Origin of the sequence: Butyrivibrio sp. VCD2006, from assembly GCF_000423925.1 — a bacterium.
Taxonomy (GTDB): domain Bacteria; phylum Bacillota; class Clostridia; order Lachnospirales; family Lachnospiraceae; genus Butyrivibrio.
The window spans coordinates 1-18627 of sequence record NZ_AUIX01000015.1 but is presented as its reverse complement, the minus strand read 5'-3'; the positions used below and the strand labels follow the sequence as shown (position 1 = coordinate 18627).

Genomic DNA, 18627 nt, shown 5'->3' with positions numbered 1-18627 from the left:
ATTATAAAATAGTGCAATAGAAAAAGTTTTGGGAAATGGAGGAAGAACTATGGGACTTATATGGGGAATCATATTCGGTGCAATCGCCGGTGGCATCGCAAGCTACATCATGAAAGAATCTTCAAGCACAATTAAGAATATCGTTCTTGGACTGCTTGGCGGTTTTGTTGGCGGATTCTTTTTTAATCTTGTTGGATTATCAGCAACCGGATTTATCGGACGCCTTATTGTTTCAGTAATCGGTGCATGCATTTGCATCTGGGGCGGAAGAGCACTTTCATCAAAAAAGTAAATTGAATAAGCTACATTTATATGTGCAAAGAGGTCGCCATGAGGCGGCCTCTTTATTATTGTTCACCTTATTTTATCTTAAATTTCTTAACCTTGCTCCAGGCTCCGAATTTTCCGAATCTGTCTATACCTCTAACCCTGATATAAACCGTTCCTCTCTTCTTGTACTTGATAGAAGCCTTCTGCATATTTCCCTTAACCTTTGCTTTCTTAAGATTATTGGTAAACTTCTTATCTGTAGCAATCTGCACTTCATACTTGTCGGCGCTGTTTAGCTTTTTCCAGGTAACCTTGACCTTCTTGCCCTTTGATGAAACCTTCTTTATGGTTGCCTTCTTAACAATGGATGATTTCTCTTCTGTGGCAGGTTTGTCTTTTACAGTGAATACCATTGATCCCACAGCTTCACTGCCATCATTCGCTTTAGCCTTAACAGTCGTGGTTCCGCTCTTTATACACTTTATGACGCCGTGATTATCAATCGTCGCAACTGATGTATCACTTGATGACCAGGTGACAGTTTTATCCGTTGCATTCTCAGGTAATACATAGGCTGTGAGCTGTGCACTCTCGCCTACATATGCACCTGTGACTCCCTTGATTTCAATACTTGAAACCGGTACTGCCTGACTGACCTTAAGCTTATAATTTACGTCCGTCCAGCTTGTGCTTCTTACTTTAATGTAATAAGTTCCGGCGAATAATCCCATGTTAGGGGTAGAGTTCTCATTGGGATCATTTCCATAGTAGTCCCAGTCCGAAAGTTCTCTTAGACTTGAATCCAATAGATATGCCTCCCAGCATGAGCTTCTGGTATCCTCATAATCATGCATAAATGACAGACTAATATAAGCGTTACTTGGCAAAACAATCTTGTAAAAATCAATGTCATCAGATGTCATTGTATTGCCGTTTATATAGGTGTCTATAGTCAGGTCACTGGCCGTATTAAATAATTCATTTCGCTCTTTTTCCCATGCATCTGACGCTGTATATGAATACTTTATCTGATAGTTCTCATCATAGGCACTAAGACTGCTTACCTCTATATAATAAGTTCCGGCAGGTAAACCAATGCCTGGCTCTACGATCGTTTCAATAACATTTCCGGCATATTCCCAATCCACAAACTCATGTAAATTGGCATCATACAGCTTCACTCTCCAAATATAGGATCCAGTCTCAATATATGTGTGCCCAAAGGAAAATTTCATGCTTCCATCCTGAGGCAAAACTATCTTGTAGAAATCCTTGTCTTCGGATTTCATAAGATTACCATTCATGATTGTATTGTTGCTCATCAAGGTGGCTTCATCATATCTCTCATTAAATTCCTTTTCCCACTCAGATGATGGCATGTATGAATACTTTATACTATAGGGGTTATCATAAAAACTCAGATCATCAACTTCTAAATAATATGTCCCCGCAGCAAGTCCCATGTTTGGTGTCGTGATCGTTTCAATAACATTGCCGGAATAATCCCAATCTGTATACTCATGTCTCTGGGCATCATACATTTTCACATTCCAGACATAGCTCGATGTATCTATATATTCATGCTTAAAAGAAATATTAACACGACCATCCTGCGGAATGACTATCTTATAGTAATCTACATCATCACCATCCATAAGATTCCCACTGGTAAAGGCATCATTCACCAAAAGCGTCGCTTTATCCATTGTATTATTCGGCTCAACCTCACCACTGTTGGCCGATGCATCAACCTTTGCGAACAAAATCAATGCCGCAAACAACATCCCTATAAAACACTTGTTAAACACTTTTTTCATAGCTTCCCCCTTATGAAAGCAAAACTTCCCCTGCATCTACTCTCATAATTATTTAGGACTTATTATTCTTCATCCCCTTCATAAACTGTGAGAACCTCAACCTCAGTAAATGAATCCCAGACTCCGGCCTCAGCAAGGTTCTTCTCATCAACCTCACCGACAGCTAAATCATGGTCCTTGAGCTCATCGTCTGACATCTGCTCAAACTTCTCCTGTGCAAGCTTGTCAGCCTCTTCCTTTGTGTCAAAGAAACCAAGAGACTCAGCCTCATCAAGCTCCCCATCCTTGAATGTTTCGTAAAGAACTACATATTTTGTCATTACCCATTCCTCCTTAAATATATCTTTTGTAATCTTTTAATGTTCTCTATCAGTCTTTTCTTTTCAGATAAACATGACCCTTTGCGTCTTTACCTGAAACAGTCAGTGTATAAGTGCCCTCTTCTCCGATTCCAACCTGAAAATCTGAGGTTTCCACATCGCTGCCACGATAAGCAGGTTCTTCATCTCCCTTTTGAATCGTGATGGCTATCTTACCTTTAAGGCGCTCCACCGAGACATCGATTTTTTCGCCTTCCTTCATTTCAAGCTCGTGAGAATACTCAGTATTCAGAGTCTCAAAATCCAGGTTAAACTGATCCGCGTCACCGGTTTTACTTCCATCAAAGGTCGATGCCTTCCCGCAGGCACACAGCATAATTCCGGCTAACATTATTCCGGCAACAAATCCCGCAAGTCTTTTCTTATTTTTCATCCAGTACCTCCTATCAATTCCCTCACCGGCATTACTGAAGGAATTATCTCTATCTCTATGGTAAATTACAAAAACATACACATTCCCCTATAAGACTTTAGTATAAATCATTATGCGTCATTTTCCTATTCATATGTCGTTTGTATTTACCGGCACATTAACCCTTATTAATATACTCCCTGCTTCTTAAGCCTTCTGAGAAACTCCCACACCCGCGGATGCGATCAGCCCAATTGAATTAACTATATCCAATATCACAAGAAAAGATATTCCTACCAGAAAATCCTGCAGCGCAATTGGCGCACCGATGAACAGGATTTTTCTGATATGCTCCCCACATATTTTAAAGCAGCTCCTGGTAATAGTGAATGGAAGCCTCCACAGGGGCATTCATCAATGATGCAAGCCCCGACGCAAATACAGGAATGAGTATAGTCAGCAATACTCCTATGCTAAAAAAGAGTATTATGCCGTTCGCTACTATATCTCCACCTACATCCGCCTTTTTCTCACCAATCTTCTGCCCAAGGAACACCGTCATTCCCATAGAGAGCGCGCTCACAAGATTTGTCAGCGTCATCACCGATCCTTTAATAGTATTTATGAATATTGAAAATTTACTCATTCTCCCCATCATGTCTGAACACGATCTGAGCGAAATTGAAGAATCCCTGGTACCAGATGTGGAAATCGTGTCCACCTGACATTTCCTGCCACATGAAGTTCTCGCCATCCACAAATTTGTCGCTAAGTGCAGGCAGAGTCTTTGCTGCTGCAGATGCACTCTGGTATGCAGTTCTGTCCTCGGTTCCGCAGATGTTGTAGAAGAAGTAGACAGGGTATTCGCAATCTTCCATCATGCTAGCTGTCTTGGTTGCATTGTTACTTGAAGGAGCTGCGGAAAATGCTCCGAAGTATCCAAAGAGATCTATACATTCGCCAATACCGATGTTTATTGTCTGCATTCCTCCCATGGACAGACCTGCGATGGCACGGTGTGCTCTTGAGGCTGTCATATCATATCCATCCTCTGAGTAATCTGCATATGTGCTATAGTGAGATTCAATGTAAGGAATGAGGTCATTCCTGAGTTCCTTACCAAAAAGATAGAAAGCATCAACCATTGAGCTGTCCTTCTTATACGGCTCACAGGCTCTTCCGTTGGGAGTAACTACTATAAATCCGTCAATGTCACCATAGTAGGTGAGATTGTCCATAATCGCCTTTACACGGGAATTAGATTTATTGAGGCCCCACTCATTCTCATTTCCACCGATACCATGCAGCAGATAAACCACGTTGTACTTCTTATCTTCACTATAGCCTGCAGGAAGATAGACGTTAGCTTCCTTCGTGATCTCACTCTCGTCTCCCGCATAGTCGTGGGCAGTATAGGATATGTGTTCAACTGTGCCGCCATCCTCTGTGCGAAGACTTGTGTACTTCGGAGGTACATGCTCACCAATTTCTGCACCCGGAGTCTCTTCCTTCTCTGCTGATTCCTCGGTGTCTTCTGCAGCCGGTTCGTCAGCATCCTCCTGATATGATGTTTCCTCTGCGATCGCCTCAGCTATACCATCCGGAACCTCGCTCTCAGACGTTTCCTCAGCGGATTCTTTTTCTTCGCTCTCTTCAGCCCCATCTTCTTTTTCAGAAGCCACATCCTCAGAACTCTCCTCTTTTTCTGATGTCACTTCCTCATTTGAAGTTTCTTCTGTTGAAGATTCCACGCTGACAGCTGAATCCGCCTCAGAGACATTAGCCGCACCCTGTCCGCAGGCTGTAAGCATCGCTGTCACCAAAATGATTCCCAATAAAGATTTTCTTTTCATATAATTCCCTATTCCAATCTTATATATTCAATAAACACATTAAATTATCCTGTTCGCTCTCTCTTAACGCTACAAGATAATTGCGAAAGACTCCCCTGATATTGCGTTATATCAAAAATTATAAAAACAAAAAATCCCCAGAGAGATGTTGGTGATTCCCATCATCTCTTTAGGGATTTAATATTCCATATAAAACGCGAGGTCAGAATTCCATGTTTACTTTGGAACCATTAATCACTTCGGATTAACAACCATGTTCTCAAGCATCTCCATGGCCTTCTTATAAGACTCTGCCATTTCTCCGGGGTTCTTTACCGAAAAACCTGCATCCTTGAGCTTTTTTCCGTTATCGCTAAGAATACCAACAAATGTTGCATCCTGCTTTGATCTGTTCATCTCGCTACAATATTCCAGCGCAGCATCCGAAATATCCTCATCCGCTATACTGATACTGTCGTCAAAAAGCTTACTGTTTGCATCAAGTGTCTTCTTATCCTGATCGTTCTCAACCATAAGAACCACAAAGGACTTGAACCTCTCCTTCATCATCATAACCTGTGTCATCAGGATATCCCTGTCTGCACCACCGAATCTGATGAAAATCGTCGAGTACTTATTCCCTGCCATTTTTTACCCCCTCTCTTGACGGTACTTCCAAACAGTCAGAACAACCTGTACTATCGAAACTATCGCCCAGACACCAGCGATAGGCTTGTTGCCTAACACATAACATACTGCTGCAAGAAATAGGCAAATGCATGTCCACAGTAGCTGTTTTCTTAATCCGTTATTATTCCCCATAAGAAGCCTCCCATAAATTTTTATTTCAAACTTACATCTATTTTACCATTTCTGAGAGTTTTATGCTAAATATACTCATTTGATGATACTTTAATATTTATCTCATCCATTTCCAGTTCTTTGCTGAGGAAATGACATCTGTACTGAAGGTAAGGAACCTTGTCCTCGACGTTCTCAGCCTTAGGCCCAAAGATCAACTCACTAATGTATGTTCTCTCCTTGCCCTGAACAAAAAGCTTTCCTCCCTTTTCGGAAGTAGCCCATATTTCGTCGCTATCGACGTCTTCCATTCTCAGGATTCTGTATTCGTCCTCGTGTGCATATGAAGCATTCTTAAACAGATAAGCTATCGACTGCATAAGAGGGATAATTTTTTCCTTATCGCCGCCTCTTTTAATAAAGCCTGTGTACTCCTCGGCAAGCTTCTCCAATATGTCGTTAATCATGGACATCGTAGTAGCTGACATGGAGTCGTTATCCTCCATGTATGCCTTGTAGCGCCCTGCGTCATTTCGCAGATAGCAGACCTTCTTTAAGCTGTAATGTGCAGAGGTTCTCGCGCTGTCCATAACAACACAAAGTCCTGCTGCCCTGTCGCCATACATCTCCCACATGTGAAGGTCATCGACCTTTGTTGTGAAGCTCTTTAAGAACACGTAGGGATACTCGATCTTTTCTCTGCTATCAGGGAATATCTGCTCATTTGTTATAGCCTCAAAGATGGTCTTGCCTTCCATGGGCTCGTTCATGTGGCCTATATTCATTATGGAAAAATGGCCCGCCTCCGCTGCAGTGCATGAGCCCGGAAGCAAGTTCTCAAGCGTCTCAAAGGCTGTGTAATAGCAGAGCTTTTCAGGCCACTCAAACTCGCTAAGACACATCTCCATAAGCTTCACATAATAATGTATTGTCGCAAGACATTTATTGAGTATTCTGAACTTCTTACCTTCCGTGTAGAACACCTTCTTAAGATCCATGAAAAATCTAAGCTCAGGGTAATTTGCCAGAAGTTTTCCGAATTTAAAGGTTTCACTGGGCTTTGTCATGTGATGGAAATAAAACCCATTAATAAGTGCGTGATCAAGCAGAAGATTCAAAATGACCACTTCATTTCGAAGAACAGAGAGATGTCTCTTGGTGTAACCCTTGATCTCCGTTTTTCCTGTCTCGTAATACTGGTTTGCAATATTCCACAGCGCCAGTTTCTGCTGGGCATCAGTATCCTTACCCGTTGTGCGGAGCCTGTTAGCTTGAATATAGGATGACAAAAGCTCTAAATGATCGAACTGAATTCTTCTGCGGAAGTTCGCAACAGCCTCATAGAACTGCTTCATTTCAAGCTTCTCATCAAGCTCCAGATACTGAGATGTAAGCAGTCTTATGTTGTTAATCTGAACAAGGTCATCATGTGAAATATCCTCGCCATGTTCAAATGTAATCTCTTCCTTGCTGATCGCCGCCACTTCCTTATAAAGCATAAGTGCATGGCGGAACCTGTTATATTTTAGAAGATGGTAGTCCGCGGTTTCGAAAATGATCACGATCATCCTGTGGAAAAGCTCGCTCTTTAAGGGCGTTTTGCTCTCCTTACAGGACTGCCTGAGCTTTCTGAAAAACTCAATCACAAGATCATCTATCTTAGGATCCGCAACCAGAAGCTTTAACCTGAAAAAAGCCTCCAGATCTCCTACTATCTCTTTATTATTTACTTTTATGTTTGGTGGTAATTCATCAATAGATTTTAAAAGATAATCCAGACCAACTCTTAACTTAGGCGCATATATCGGATGAGTAATGTTTTGATCAGGCTGCAGGTATATGCTTCGCTTCAAATTATTGACACATACCGTAATGAGAGGCGCTTCATAATAGTCAATATCGCATTTTTCCTGACTCGGCATCTCAAGCTTGATCTCTTCCAAATGATTCAGATGTGCCTCAATATCTTCATTGTATCCCCACTTTTCCCTCAACACATAATCCAGTATTGGCATACCTTCTCCTTCTAAATACCATATACACCCCCCGAATAATTATATTATCAAAAAAGCCCTCCCATTTGGGCATAATAATACAACTTAATTTCTTAATATTTTCTTAAGATTCTCTACTTCTTAAGTGACTTCAAAAGCTTCTTCTTTGCTTTTCCCTTAACTCCCTTGATGCTGAATTTCGCTTTTCTTCCGATTTTCTTAAATGCACCCTTTCCAACCTTGAGAGAGCCGTCAGTATTTACCTTGATCTTCTTAAGCTTCTTCGAGCCATAAAAAGCCTTCTTACCGATTGACTTTACATTTGGTCCGATGCTCACACTGGTAAGCTTCTTATTATTCTTACATGCACCTGCGGCAATACCGGAAACAGGATATGTCACTCCATTTACGGTCACGGTATTGATGTCTGCCTTCTTCATGGCGGAAATCTTTGTTACCACCACCTGGCCGTCATCACCTATTGAGTAGGTTATGCCCTTGACCTTAACCTTGTTTTTTGAAGACTTAGGCTCCACTTCCGGTTCAGGCTCCGCTACAGGAGTTTCAGGTTCAGGCGTAGGCCCGGGCTGCGGCGTAATAAGCACTGCCCCTCTGTCCACGAACAGATATCTGTGGCTCGCAGTGGCAGGAATAAAGTATGAATAGACTGTACTTGAATCCGCAACCCCATCCCTATTATCATCAATTACTACATTTCCTATCTTGCAGTTAGTGACATACTTTGAATCTGCATCATAGCTAAAATTATCTGTTATGGTTTTTGGCGCATCCACTGATTTAAGGCTGGTACAATTTCCAAGAAAAGCTCCGCCATTTACAGCAGTCACCTTTGAAACGTCAAATCCGCTAAGATCAAGAGTTGTCAGATTTTCACAACCTGCAAACATTTCAGAAATGTTAGTGACATTAGGAGTCCTGAAGCTGCTTGTATTAACACTTGAAAGCTCCGAACAGTAATTGAACATTCTGTACATTGAGGTAACATTTGATGTATTAAAGCTGCTAAGGTCAAGAGTTGTGAGTGAGCTGCAGTTCTGGAACATCTGATACATGTATATGACATTACCCGTTTTGAAATTGCTTAGATTAAGGCTTGTAAGTGAAGGGCATGTCAAAAACATCGCCTGCATTTCCGTCACCTTGTCGGTGTTAAATGAATGCAGATCCACCTTCTCAAGATCATAGCAGCACTCAAACATTCTGCCTGCCTTGGTAAGACTTGCCGTATTGAACTGTCCAAGATTCAATTCCTTTATGCTCTCACAATTTCTGAACATGGAATCTGCGTTGGAAACAGAGACAGTACTTATTATATTCGTACCAAAGTCAATACTCTCCACGGCTGCAAGACTTCTGAACATCATTTCACTGTTTGCATTAAATGATATTGTCGAAGAACTGCAGATGGATACCGTCTTACTTGCTGCATCGTAGTAAGCTAAAACGCCATCTCCGATTTCCGCGCTTGCAAGAGCTTGGGCTTCGCCCACAGGTTCCCTTGCAAAAACGATTTTCTTAACGGTTTTATCTTCTGTTGTCCAATTGGCGTTTGCATTTACAAGCTGCTTTATAACAGTATTGCATGTCTTTCCATCAAACAACGTTCCTGCCGCATGGGAAGTGATTTTTCCCATTCCAAACAGTAAAATGGAACACAGTATTGCCTGCCCAAAAAATACATAATTTTTCCATTTTCTCATTTCACTTTTACCCCGATAGCTTTAACAAGCTTCTTTCTGGTCTTCCCCTTCACACCTTTAAGACTAAGTCTTGCCTTCTTATTGATCTTTTTAAAAGCTCCTTTTCCTACCTTAAGCTTCTTATTTGCTTTAATGGATATCTTCTTAAGTTTCTTACAGCCATAGAAAGCTTTCTTGCCGATTGACTGCACATTGGATCCTATCTTAACCGATGTGATCGTCTTGTTATTCTTGCAGGACTCGTCGGAAATACTTGTAACGGGATAAGTCTTGTCGCCTATTTTCAGTTTGTCTATCGATGCTTTTTTCACAGCGCCGATACTCGTAACTGTTGCCTTACCGTCAGCTCCTATCTTATAAGTAATTCCGTCCACGATAATCCCTGAATTGTTGCCGGCTGCACTCACAGCAGCAGAAGCACCATAGCCGGGAAGCTGAGCAGGAGTAAAGGTACTTCCATAAACAGCTTTCGCTCTCTCTATCGCATCTAAAAAGATATATCTGTGGGAGCTCGTAGAGGAAATGAAATAGCCGTAAGTATCTGCAGAATCAGCGACACCGTCTTTATCGTCGTCCACAACCACTCTTCCGATACTGCAATCCCCAAGATCTCCGGGATTGTCATCATATCCGAATTCTCTATCGATTATTGAAGGTGAATCAACATATATCAGGCCCTTGCAGCCTCCAAGGAATCCATAAGAATCCTCCTCCGGCACATTACGAATGTCAAAGCTTGCAAGATTAAGTCCCACAAGACTGCTGCAATTGTAGAACATGCAGCTCATGTCTCTCACATTACCCGTTGAAAAAGTTGTGACGTTAAGAGCTTCAAGCTTTGAACAATTGCAGAACATCCTGTTCATTGAAGCTGTATTTGCCGTGTTAAAAGTCCCAAGATCAAGGCTTACAAGCTCTGAGCAGTTATAGAACATATATTGCATATCATAAACAAGCATTGTATTCAAAGCTGCTACATTAAGCTGCTTTAATCCTTTGCAGCCGCTGAACATACTGTTTGCATCTGTCATTCTGGAAGTGTCGATTATGCCTGTACCAAAATCAATCGACTCAAGAGCAGCAAATCCCTTAAACATGGAAGCACAGGATTTATCCAGATAAATCTTTGATGTGCAGCAGACATAGACCTCTTTGTCGCTTTGATCATAGTATGCTGTCACCTCATCACCTACATTCTTACTCTTAAGATTTATGAGAGGTTTTCCCGGCTTAGTCGCAAATATGATCTTTTTAATAGTGTTGTCCTCTGAATTGACATTTGCACTACTTCTTATAAATGATTTCAAAGTGGTATTGAAGGTGCTTCCGGCAGCAAGCTCACCGGTTGCTGCGTGAGAAGTAAACCCGAAGATTACGGGTGCCACAAAAAGACACAGCATAGCTGTGATGAACAGTGAAGTCCTTCCCCATTTTTTCATATATGATTCCCCTTAAAAACTTTTTTCTTTTTTCGCGAAACAAACGTCCCTCGAATAGTCATTATAATAGAAGCTGTGGTAAAATTCTATATAGTACCTTTGATGAATTCGGAGGCTCAAAATGTATATAACTTCTAAGAAGCATATTCTCTCAAATGCAATAATGATGACCGCCATCACAAAGATCATCGCCGCTCTATGCGAAGGTGTGCTTCGCATTGTCTTCCGAAAGCAGGATTCGCTCACTCCCGACATGCTCGATACCATGATGTGGTACTCTCAGCTTACAATTTCTGCACTTCAGATTGCAGCCGCAGGGCTGATATTCTTTTTCGCGTGGAAAAAAGTGAATCACTACATAGCCATAGTGCCCAAGAATGACAGACGTCAGATGGGTGCGCTTCAGGAAGAAGTCTTTGGAAAAGATATTGCTTCTTTGTCAGTTACATCAATAATTCAGCTCATAGAATTATGGGCCGTAATCTTCGTCGGTGCTGAACTCATTTACATTTTCACATCTATCATGTACAGAAAATTCATCTCCACTCTGATGAATGCTCTGCCAAAAGACGCAGATTCATCAGGTAGCGCTTTCGTTATTCTCTATAACATGACTCATGGTTTCAAATATCTTGAGATACTCTCCGCCATTTTACTCGGTATCGTAGTGACCGCAATTTTCCTAAATGACCAGTTCTTAAAACTGGCTTCTCTTGGAGTACTTTTGCTTTTCCTGATACCCTTCGGTGCGCTTCAGATGCACACCGTATACTTCTTTGGCAGAGAAATAGGCATCGTGTGGTCATCGGTTGTTTATCATTTCACCGAGACCGCAGGGCTATTCCTTTTGTCCTTCTATCTTTCAAGGGTATACAAAGGGATGTGAAAATCCGCTTTGCATACGCTATCCAGAAAGATGCTTTATAGTCAGGTCAATCTGAAATCACTACAATATCTGCGAGACTACATCTGACAACGCTCATAAGATCATCGGGTGCAAGCTCAATCTGAAATCCAACTTTTCCCGCACTGACAAAAATGTGCTCATACTGCTGCGCTGTCTCATGAATGAAAGTCGGAAACTGCTTCTTCATTCCGATTGGCGAACATCCACCGTGAACATATCCCGTAAGCGGAAGTAATTCCTTCTGCTTTATCATGCTTACAGCCTTTTCACCTGCTGCCTTTGCCGCCTTCTTAAGATCCAGCTCCTCCTTAACAGGTACCACGAAAACATAGTAAGCCCCGGATTTTCCCTGGGTCACAAGTGTTTTGAAAACCTTCTCAGGATCCTCTCCTAAGATGCCCGCAATCTCTTCCCCGGTCATAGTTGCATCCGGCTCATATGCGTGACTCTCGTATTTTATTTTCTTACCGTCAAGCACACGCATGACGTTTGTCTTATCTTCTTTTTTCATAAATTCCTCAGCTCTGTAATCTTTTCTGCAAGTGCTTCTGCTGCCTTCTTGTGCGCGGGAAGTCCCGGGTGGAACTTTGCTCCAAACTCTCCTTCAAGAGTGACAGGAAGCTGAAAATACCAGACATTTTCATCGCCTGATGCTTTCACATAATCATCCACAGCACCTGACAAAATCTCAGGCATCTGCTTGTCTAAAACTTCCGAATTCTGAAGAAGCATTCCATACACCCATAGTATCTTGGCATTCGGGCGCTTTTCCCTGATGTGCGTAATAAAATCTATAGCACCCTTTCTTAGAACTTCTACATCCTCTGAAGGTATAGCACCATTTTCATCAAGGACATGTTTATTCTCAAACTTCATGGCCTTTGCTGATTCATGCCCATTCTCAGAATAAGCTCCGACATCGTTGGTTCCAAGATTAATCACCACAAAATCCGGCACAAAATCAGAAAAATTATAAGGCTCAAGTGCACCTGTATCAGCTGCTTTTCCCTTGGGCAACAGTCCGCAGATCTGATCGTAATATTTCGGTAAGCTATCGTTCTGATTGCCGTACCAGTTCCACATGTATCCAAAACCGCTCTGACTGAAGGATTCGTAATCTGCGCCTAATGCCTCTGCAGTCAGATATCCGTAATTATTCACAGCATCAAAAATTCCGCTGACCCAGTCCTGCTCCGTGACGGGCCCCATTCCTCCCTCTCCGGAGGTGATGCTGTCACCTATAAATTCAATCCTAAGCTTGGGCTCCTCAACTTTTTCAAAGGTTCCATCAGTGATGATCGCTTCTATCTGTACGAGCGTATTGGGATCTCCCGGCATAGCAGGTGTATCCCTGATGATTTTAATATTCCTTACAGGAACATCCTTTGCAGGTGTAAACATCGATCCTCTCCAGATACTGATCTCATGTGTTCCCTTCTCAAGTGGCAGCTTCTGAAAGCGCACGCCACCTATAACAACATCTATCCAAGGCTCAAATGCCACATAATCCGCATGATATCTGATTCTGACTTCAAATGCCTTCACATTCATCTCGATGCCTGAACCGGTCCAATACAGATTAAGCGGGTCCTTTTTAGCAGTTGTCCTTCCATGTACCTTTAAAAACTCTATCTCTGATGGCTTGTATTCTTTAAGCATTAGTAACTCCTTTTAACTCCCCAATTTACTCTTATTTTCTGCAAAAATGTATGTTCATCTTGAACGAAAGATTCAAGAAATCATGGTATTCATAATACATCGAATTGCAAAATAAAAGCTAGTCAAACTCATATCTCACGATCTGACAGTTCTTAACCCCAAAGCTTGAAAACTCCTCGTTGTCCATCTCCCTGAAATAAGACTCCACAATTCTGGCAATACCATTATGGGCTACAAGAATATATACCTTGTCATCTTTTCTGATATCATCCAGGAGATTATAGATTCTCTGAGCAAGCTGCATCATGGACTCACCTGTTGAAAAACGGCTTGCCATATGCTTCTTAGCTTCGTGAAACTCCTTGCCGTCTCTTGGAGTAGATTCGTATCTTCCAAAATTCTGCTCTATAAGCCTCTGCTCAACTCTCATGGGAATTCCGGTGATCTCGGAAATATGTCTTGCGGTCTCCGATGCCCTGATAAGCGGAGAAGTCAAAATCTCATCAGCTTTGATTCCTTCAGCCAGGATCTTTTCACCTGTCTCAATTGCCTGCTGATGTCCTCTCTCTGTCAGCGCAATATCAGTTGCCCCACAGATCTTATTCTCCACATTCCATATGGTCTCACCATGACGCACGAAATAAAAATGCCCGCTTCCGGCCATGTTGTTCCTCCTTAAGCTATCAAATAATTGTATATTGCATAAGCTCATACTTAAGCTGTGTTCCCTCCGCGATTCCATCAGGAAGGAGCGCTCTCGCAACAAGCTTTAAATCATCTGACTCAATATCTGTTCTTCTTAAATTGGCATAATCGCCGTCAATACTCTCAACTACGTAATACCATGTTTCCATAATGCCTCTCCTTATTTTTATATTTCTTTATTTTATATTTCTTTGATTCTAATATTTTAGGAAGGGTTTTTCCAGCATCTAAAAGGTAGTTATTGGTATTTAAGTGGGTATTTGAGTTGCTCGGTTCACATTCCGCGGCCGCAACCTATTATTTTCCCCATTTTCGGCCGCTAATTTGACCATTTTTCAATTAGTTAGAAAAGAATTCATGCTAGTATTTTCAGAAAATTAGTTTATATTATGTATGTTTAACGAATACTTTTGCTACATATCATTTTTGCTTGATATTTCATAAAATTGTCAGAAATAATTTGCGGCCGCAACTGCCTTCTTTAAGCAATTTCGGCCGCGTTTTTCATCTTGTTGACCTCTTATTGACCATCACACAATCTCTGACTGCAAAATCAGCCCTCAATCTGTCTGATCACATTAACCATCTCAATAGCACCCTGGCCGCACTCGAAGCCCTTGTTACCTGCCTTGGTGCCTGCTCTCTCAATTGCCTGCTCGATGGTGTCAGTTGTAAGAACACCGAACATTACCGGAAGACCTTCATTAAGGCTGACCTGTGCGATGCCCTTTGAAACCTCAGCGCACACATAATCATAGTGAGAGGTTGAACCTCTGATAACTGCGCCAAGACAGATGATAGCATCATACTTTCTGCTCTTTGCCATCTTGGAAGCAACAAGCGGAATCTCAAATGCACCGGGAACCCAAGCTACATCGATATCGTCCTCACTTACATTCTCTCTTTTAAGTGCATCGAGCGCACCGCCAAGAAGCTTTGAGGTAATGAACTCGTTGAACCTCGCTGCTACAATACCTACCTTAATTCCCTCAGATACTAACTTTCCTTCAAATGTCTTCATGTTTCTCCTCCAAATTTTATTTTTCGTAATTTAATATATGTGTATTTTTTATACCTACACTTTCAATTGCCTGTTCCTTATCTATCGCAATCAAAATTTTTATTACTCTCTTTCTCGCATCACACCCTGAGCAGATGTCCCATCCTTGCTCTCTTGGTCTGAAGATAGAACAGGTCAAAAGCTGTGGGTTCAATCTCGATTGGAACTCTCTTATTTATGCTGATTCCGTAGTCCTTTAACTGGTAAACCTTGTCCGGATTATTGGTCAAAAGATTAAGAGACTTCACTCCGATTTCTCTGAGAATCTGAGCACCAACGTAGTACTCACGAAGATCTCCGGGGAAGCCCAAAGCGATGTTCGCATCCAGGGTGTCCATACCCTCCTCCTGAAGCTTATAGGCCTTAAGCTTGTTAACAAGTCCTATGCCTCTGCCTTCCTGCCTCATATAAAGAAGAATTCCTCTGCCCTCTTCCTCGATCATCTTCATGGCACCTTCAAGCTGTTGCCCGCAGTCGCATCTCATTGATCCGAAAACATCTCCTGTAAGGCACTCTGAATGAACTCTGCAAAGTACGTCCTCACCGTCACCGATATCACCCTTAACAAGTGCAACATGATGCTCTCCGGTTATCTTGTTTACATAGCAGTGAGCCATGAATTCACCATACTTTGTGGGCATCTTCACGATGGAAGAGCACTCAACTATCGTGTCAAAAATCTTACGGTACTCCTTAAGATCAGCGATGCTTATCATCACGATTCCATGCTCTTTTGCAAACTCCAAAAGCTCTGTTCTTCGCATCATGGATCCATCCTCGGCCATGATCTCACAGCAAAGTCCACACTCTTTGAGGCCTGCAAGTCTCATAAGATCAACGGTTGCCTCAGTGTGTCCGCCTCTTACAAGCACTCCGCCTTCTCTTGCAACAAGCGGGAACATGTGCCCGGGCCTTCTGAAATCTGCTGCCACAGCGTCCTCCGACACAACCATGCAAGCTGTAAGTCCGCGCTCCTTTGCTGAAATACCTGTTGTGGTATCCTTGTGATCAATTGAAATTGTAAAAGCCGTCTCATGGTTGTCGGTATTCACCTGAGCCATGGGATAAAACTGCAGCCTGTCAGCGATCTCGCTACTCATGGGCATGCATATAAGTCCTTTAGCTTTACTTGCCATGAAATTTACATTTTCTGTTGTTGCAAACTCCGCAGCACAGATGAGGTCTCCCTCGTTCTCCCTGTCCTCGTCATCAACCACAAGAATCAGCTTACCCCTCTTAAGCTCCTCAATAGCTTCCTCTACTAATTTTTTCATAAACGTTTTCCCTTCCCTTTTCGTCTTTCACAAACTGCTTTATATACTTTCCGATCATGTCGGTCTCAATATTCACAATATCGCCTGCTCTTTTCCCCCTTAGGATCGTCGCATCCAACGTGTGCGGAATAATAGAAACAGCAAAGCTGCTACTTGTAACCTTAGCAACCGTAAGGCTGATTCCATCAATCGCAACTGAGCCCTTCATAACAATTCCTTCAAGAAGCTCCGAGCCTACATTTATCTCGTACCACTTCGCATTGCCATCATCAAAGGCTGCCTTGATTCTTCCTGTTCCATCGATGTGGCCGCTCACAATGTGGCCGCCAAATCTGCCGTTCGCCGCCATCGCTCTCTCGAGGTTTACCTCCTCGCCGATCTTAAGGTTCCCAAGACTGGACCTCATAAACGTCTCATTCATGACATCCACAGTGAACTCGCCTGATGAAAAACTGACAACTGTAAGACACACCCCATTTACAGCGATACTGTCTCCTATATGAACGTCCTCAAGAATTTTCGTAGCTCCGATGATCAATCGGCTTTCTTTACTGTTCCGTTTAAGGGACTTCACTTTTCCTATCTCTTCAATAATCCCGGTAAACATATCCTCTCCATTTCTCATATCATGCATTCTCACGATTGCGGTATATAACCTCATTTTCGATGAAAACATCACCGTCAAACATCTCGACTTTGACCGGATTTAGCATCACAGCCTCATCGATGTTTTCAATTCCTTCTCCCGCAACCGGTGACTTTGCATTTCCTCCGAAAATCTTAGGCGCCATGTATATCTGAACCTCATCAACTATCTGAGCTTTTATGGCGCTGAAATTCAGCTCTCCGCCGCCCTCTAAAAGGATGCTGTCGATTCCCATTTCTCCGAGCATCTTCACCAGTTTTTTAAGGTCAACCCTGCCATCAAGGGCATCAACTCTTAGCACCTCGCTGCCCATCTCTTCATATGCTTGTATCTTTTCGGAATCACCTGAAACAGTAGCGATAATTGTTCTGATCTCTTTTGCTGTGGTCACCACCTTTGCATCAAGCGGGGTTCTAAGGCTGCTGTCACAGATAATTCTTATTGGATTACTGGGAGCTTTATTGGTCACTTCTTCAGCCTTCCCAAACTCCGGCAACCTCACATCCAGCATCGGATCATCTGCGATCACAGTTCCGACTCCAACCATGATTCCCATCATGGCATGCCTTGTCCTGTGCACATTCTCGCGGGAACTGCTGCCTGTGATCCACTTGGACTGACCTGTAACCGTAGCAATTTTCCCGTCAGCGGTCATGGCATATTTCATTGTTACGAAAGGAATTTTTTCAAGAATATATTTGATAAAAATCTTGTTCAGCTTCCGGCACTCCTCTTCGAGAACTCCCACGGTCACTTCAATTCCGTGTTCTTCAAGAATCCTCACGCCGTTACCTGCAACAACTGGATTTACATCAAGCATTCCAACAACAACTCTTTTAATACCATTCTCAATGATTGCTTCCGTGCACGGAGGAGTTTTTCCGTAATGACAGCAAGGCTCCAACGTCACATATATAGTCGCGCCTTCAGCACTTTCCGTGCAGTTCTTAAACGCATTTCTCTCAGCGTGGAGTTGTCCGTATTTTTCGTGATAACCCTCGCCGATTATTCGCCCCTCTTTTACGATCACTGCGCCAACCATGGGATTGGGATTCGTGTATCCCCGCCCCTTTACAGCGAGCTCCAGTGCTCGTCTCATATACTCCTCGTCGTTCATACCTCCACCAGACTCAGTCGGATTCAAACCCGCCGAGTGCCTTTCCAACGTATTCCTATTGCGCAATGTGCAGATCACTTAGCGAGATATCATACACAGTATTGCGCTTCCTCTTGGGGCATTCTTATAAGTAAAAAAAGATGCCCCGAAACCATTCAGGGCATCCGCATTACTTCTTCACATTTTTATGACTTATATCAAAATCCGTAGTCATCTTCTATAAAACAAAAATCCCCGAGAACGAAATATTCTCAGGGAAATACATGCTAAAAAAGTATTACATCTTCTTCCATCCAGACTATACTGTCGGCCCCGGAATCTCACCGGATCATGCCTTACGGCTCGCGGGCTTTACCGCCGGTAGGGAATCACACCCTGCCCTGAAGATCGTTTATTCAATTAAGAAAAATTGTAATCAATCAGTCTCTTGTTGTCAACGAAATATTTGACTGTTTCCGAAAACTTTTCCCGGCAACTTGTTATCATATGCAAGCAACAATAAAACCGGATCAATCTTTTTCCAAATTAAGAACCGCATTCATGCTTCCCATCTTGTAACCCGGAAGTTTGACACCCAAAATCCTTGAAACCCAGTAATGGGTTATTTTTTTGCGCAAATTACAAAATCTTGTATACCGTAATGCCGTATTGTG

19 protein-coding genes and 1 riboswitch are annotated in these 18627 nt (G+C 42.4%); of the genes, 2 read left to right on the top strand and 17 right to left on the bottom strand.

The genetic code is table 11. From position 1 onward, the window contains the following. Positions 1 to 49 precede the first annotated feature (49 nt). Positions 50 to 292 (top strand): GlsB/YeaQ/YmgE family stress response membrane protein, encoded by a 243-nt coding sequence (locus G586_RS0106795; RefSeq protein WP_026527153.1) that lies wholly within the window; start codon positions 50 to 52, stop codon positions 290 to 292. 67 nt (positions 293 to 359) lie between these two features. Here the strand turns inward: G586_RS0106795 and G586_RS0106790 are convergent, their stop codons facing one another. The 9 genes from G586_RS0106790 to G586_RS24720 form a co-directional block, all read right to left on the bottom strand. Further along, on the bottom strand, positions 360 to 2087 hold the full coding sequence (locus G586_RS0106790; protein ID WP_026527152.1) for an Ig-like domain-containing protein: 1728 nt from the start codon (positions 2085 to 2087) through the stop codon (positions 360 to 362). Positions 2088 to 2149: 62 nt separating this feature from the next. Then, complete coding sequence (locus tag G586_RS0106785) at positions 2150 to 2407, bottom strand: hypothetical protein (RefSeq protein WP_026527151.1); 258 nt, start codon at positions 2405 to 2407, stop codon at positions 2150 to 2152. A gap of 49 nt (positions 2408 to 2456) precedes the next feature. After that, positions 2457 to 2840, bottom strand: a complete 384-nt coding sequence (locus tag G586_RS0106780; protein ID WP_026527150.1) for a hypothetical protein — start codon at positions 2838 to 2840, stop codon at positions 2457 to 2459. A gap of 343 nt (positions 2841 to 3183) precedes the next feature. Further along, positions 3184 to 3465: an MATE family efflux transporter gene (locus tag G586_RS0106775; protein ID WP_026527149.1), complete on the bottom strand. Its 282-nt coding sequence runs from the start codon at positions 3463 to 3465 to the stop codon at positions 3184 to 3186. Beyond that, positions 3458 to 4672, bottom strand: a complete 1215-nt coding sequence (locus G586_RS24730; RefSeq protein ID WP_026527148.1) for an alpha/beta hydrolase — start codon at positions 4670 to 4672, stop codon at positions 3458 to 3460. The genes G586_RS0106775 and G586_RS24730 overlap by 8 nt, the downstream gene beginning before the upstream one ends. Before the next feature lie 234 nt (positions 4673 to 4906). Further along, positions 4907 to 5299 carry a hypothetical protein gene (locus G586_RS0106765; protein ID WP_026527147.1) on the bottom strand — a complete coding sequence of 131 codons (393 nt, stop codon included), beginning with the start codon at positions 5297 to 5299 and terminating at the stop codon, positions 4907 to 4909. A 239-nt stretch (positions 5300 to 5538) separates the two neighbouring features. Then, entirely contained in the window at positions 5539 to 7467 is a 1929-nt protein-coding gene (locus G586_RS0106755; RefSeq protein ID WP_026527146.1) for a DUF2971 domain-containing protein, read from the bottom strand. Positions 7468 to 7580: 113 nt separating this feature from the next. Then, complete coding sequence (locus G586_RS24725) at positions 7581 to 9167, bottom strand: BspA family leucine-rich repeat surface protein (RefSeq protein ID WP_051204618.1); 1587 nt, start codon at positions 9165 to 9167, stop codon at positions 7581 to 7583. Next, positions 9164 to 10606, bottom strand: coding sequence for a BspA family leucine-rich repeat surface protein (locus tag G586_RS24720; RefSeq protein WP_026527145.1), 1443 nt, complete (start codon positions 10604 to 10606; stop codon positions 9164 to 9166). Before G586_RS24720 ends, G586_RS24725 begins: the two co-directional genes overlap by 4 nt. 121 nt (positions 10607 to 10727) lie before the next feature. On the opposite strand from G586_RS24720, the gene G586_RS0106740 reads away from it, so the two are divergent. Then, positions 10728 to 11492 carry a hypothetical protein gene (locus tag G586_RS0106740; protein WP_026527144.1) on the top strand — a complete coding sequence of 255 codons (765 nt, stop codon included), beginning with the start codon at positions 10728 to 10730 and terminating at the stop codon, positions 11490 to 11492. 46 nt (positions 11493 to 11538) lie between these two features. On the opposite strand, the gene ybaK is transcribed toward G586_RS0106740, so the two are convergent. From ybaK to ribD, 8 genes are all read right to left on the bottom strand, one after another. Continuing rightward, on the bottom strand, positions 11539 to 12024 hold the full coding sequence (gene ybaK / locus G586_RS0106735) for a Cys-tRNA(Pro) deacylase (protein WP_026527143.1): 486 nt from the start codon (positions 12022 to 12024) through the stop codon (positions 11539 to 11541). Next, entirely contained in the window at positions 12021 to 13172 is a 1152-nt protein-coding gene (locus G586_RS0106730) for a GDSL-type esterase/lipase family protein (RefSeq protein ID WP_026527142.1), read from the bottom strand. The genes ybaK and G586_RS0106730 overlap by 4 nt, the downstream gene beginning before the upstream one ends. Before the next feature lie 118 nt (positions 13173 to 13290). Then, positions 13291 to 13836 (bottom strand): histidine phosphatase family protein, encoded by a 546-nt coding sequence (locus tag G586_RS0106725; RefSeq protein WP_026527141.1) that lies wholly within the window; start codon positions 13834 to 13836, stop codon positions 13291 to 13293. A gap of 19 nt (positions 13837 to 13855) precedes the next feature. After that, a complete protein-coding gene (locus G586_RS0106720; protein WP_026496171.1) occupies positions 13856 to 14026 on the bottom strand; it encodes a hypothetical protein in 171 nt (56 codons plus the stop codon). A 404-nt stretch (positions 14027 to 14430) separates the two neighbouring features. Beyond that, positions 14431 to 14898, bottom strand: coding sequence for a 6,7-dimethyl-8-ribityllumazine synthase (gene ribH / locus G586_RS0106715; protein WP_026527140.1), 468 nt, complete (start codon positions 14896 to 14898; stop codon positions 14431 to 14433). A 119-nt stretch (positions 14899 to 15017) separates the two neighbouring features. Beyond that, on the bottom strand, positions 15018 to 16211 hold the full coding sequence (locus tag G586_RS0106710; protein WP_026527139.1) for a bifunctional 3,4-dihydroxy-2-butanone-4-phosphate synthase/GTP cyclohydrolase II: 1194 nt from the start codon (positions 16209 to 16211) through the stop codon (positions 15018 to 15020). Beyond that, positions 16183 to 16836: a riboflavin synthase gene (gene ribE / locus G586_RS0106705; RefSeq protein WP_330363247.1), complete on the bottom strand. Its 654-nt coding sequence runs from the start codon at positions 16834 to 16836 to the stop codon at positions 16183 to 16185. Before ribE ends, G586_RS0106710 begins: the two co-directional genes overlap by 29 nt. 1 nt (position 16837) lies before the next feature. Beyond that, positions 16838 to 17974, bottom strand: coding sequence for a bifunctional diaminohydroxyphosphoribosylaminopyrimidine deaminase/5-amino-6-(5-phosphoribosylamino)uracil reductase RibD (ribD, locus tag G586_RS0106700; protein WP_026527137.1), 1137 nt, complete (start codon positions 17972 to 17974; stop codon positions 16838 to 16840). 277 nt (positions 17975 to 18251) lie between these two features. Then, positions 18252 to 18366, bottom strand: a riboswitch (FMN riboswitch). Positions 18367 to 18627: the final 261 nt, after the last annotated feature.

Bases quoted from the DNA above. Each gene is read 5' to 3' on its own strand.
- G586_RS0106795 (WP_026527153.1), top strand. From the start codon at position 50: ATGGGACTTATATGGGGAATCATATTCGGTGCAATCGCCGGTGGCATC.
- G586_RS0106790 (WP_026527152.1), bottom strand. From the start codon at position 2,087: ATGAAAAAAGTGTTTAACAAGTGTTTTATAGGGATGTTGTTTGCGGCA.
- G586_RS0106785 (WP_026527151.1), bottom strand. From the start codon at position 2,407: ATGACAAAATATGTAGTTCTTTACGAAACATTCAAGGATGGGGAGCTT.
- G586_RS0106780 (WP_026527150.1), bottom strand. From the start codon at position 2,840: ATGAAAAATAAGAAAAGACTTGCGGGATTTGTTGCCGGAATAATGTTA.
- G586_RS0106775 (WP_026527149.1), bottom strand. From the start codon at position 3,465: ATGAGTAAATTTTCAATATTCATAAATACTATTAAAGGATCGGTGATG.
- G586_RS24730 (WP_026527148.1), bottom strand. From the start codon at position 4,672: ATGAAAAGAAAATCTTTATTGGGAATCATTTTGGTGACAGCGATGCTT.
- G586_RS0106765 (WP_026527147.1), bottom strand. From the start codon at position 5,299: ATGGCAGGGAATAAGTACTCGACGATTTTCATCAGATTCGGTGGTGCA.
- G586_RS0106755 (WP_026527146.1), bottom strand. From the start codon at position 7,467: ATGCCAATACTGGATTATGTGTTGAGGGAAAAGTGGGGATACAATGAA.
- G586_RS24725 (WP_051204618.1), bottom strand. From the start codon at position 9,167: ATGAGAAAATGGAAAAATTATGTATTTTTTGGGCAGGCAATACTGTGT.
- G586_RS24720 (WP_026527145.1), bottom strand. From the start codon at position 10,606: ATGAAAAAATGGGGAAGGACTTCACTGTTCATCACAGCTATGCTGTGT.
- G586_RS0106740 (WP_026527144.1), top strand. From the start codon at position 10,728: ATGTATATAACTTCTAAGAAGCATATTCTCTCAAATGCAATAATGATG.
- ybaK (WP_026527143.1), bottom strand. From the start codon at position 12,024: ATGAAAAAAGAAGATAAGACAAACGTCATGCGTGTGCTTGACGGTAAG.
- G586_RS0106730 (WP_026527142.1), bottom strand. From the start codon at position 13,172: ATGCTTAAAGAATACAAGCCATCAGAGATAGAGTTTTTAAAGGTACAT.
- G586_RS0106725 (WP_026527141.1), bottom strand. From the start codon at position 13,836: ATGGCCGGAAGCGGGCATTTTTATTTCGTGCGTCATGGTGAGACCATA.
- G586_RS0106720 (WP_026496171.1), bottom strand. From the start codon at position 14,026: ATGGAAACATGGTATTACGTAGTTGAGAGTATTGACGGCGATTATGCC.
- ribH (WP_026527140.1), bottom strand. From the start codon at position 14,898: ATGAAGACATTTGAAGGAAAGTTAGTATCTGAGGGAATTAAGGTAGGT.
- G586_RS0106710 (WP_026527139.1), bottom strand. From the start codon at position 16,211: ATGAAAAAATTAGTAGAGGAAGCTATTGAGGAGCTTAAGAGGGGTAAG.
- ribE (WP_330363247.1), bottom strand. From the start codon at position 16,836: ATGAGAAATGGAGAGGATATGTTTACCGGGATTATTGAAGAGATAGGA.
- ribD (WP_026527137.1), bottom strand. From the start codon at position 17,974: ATGAACGACGAGGAGTATATGAGACGAGCACTGGAGCTCGCTGTAAAG.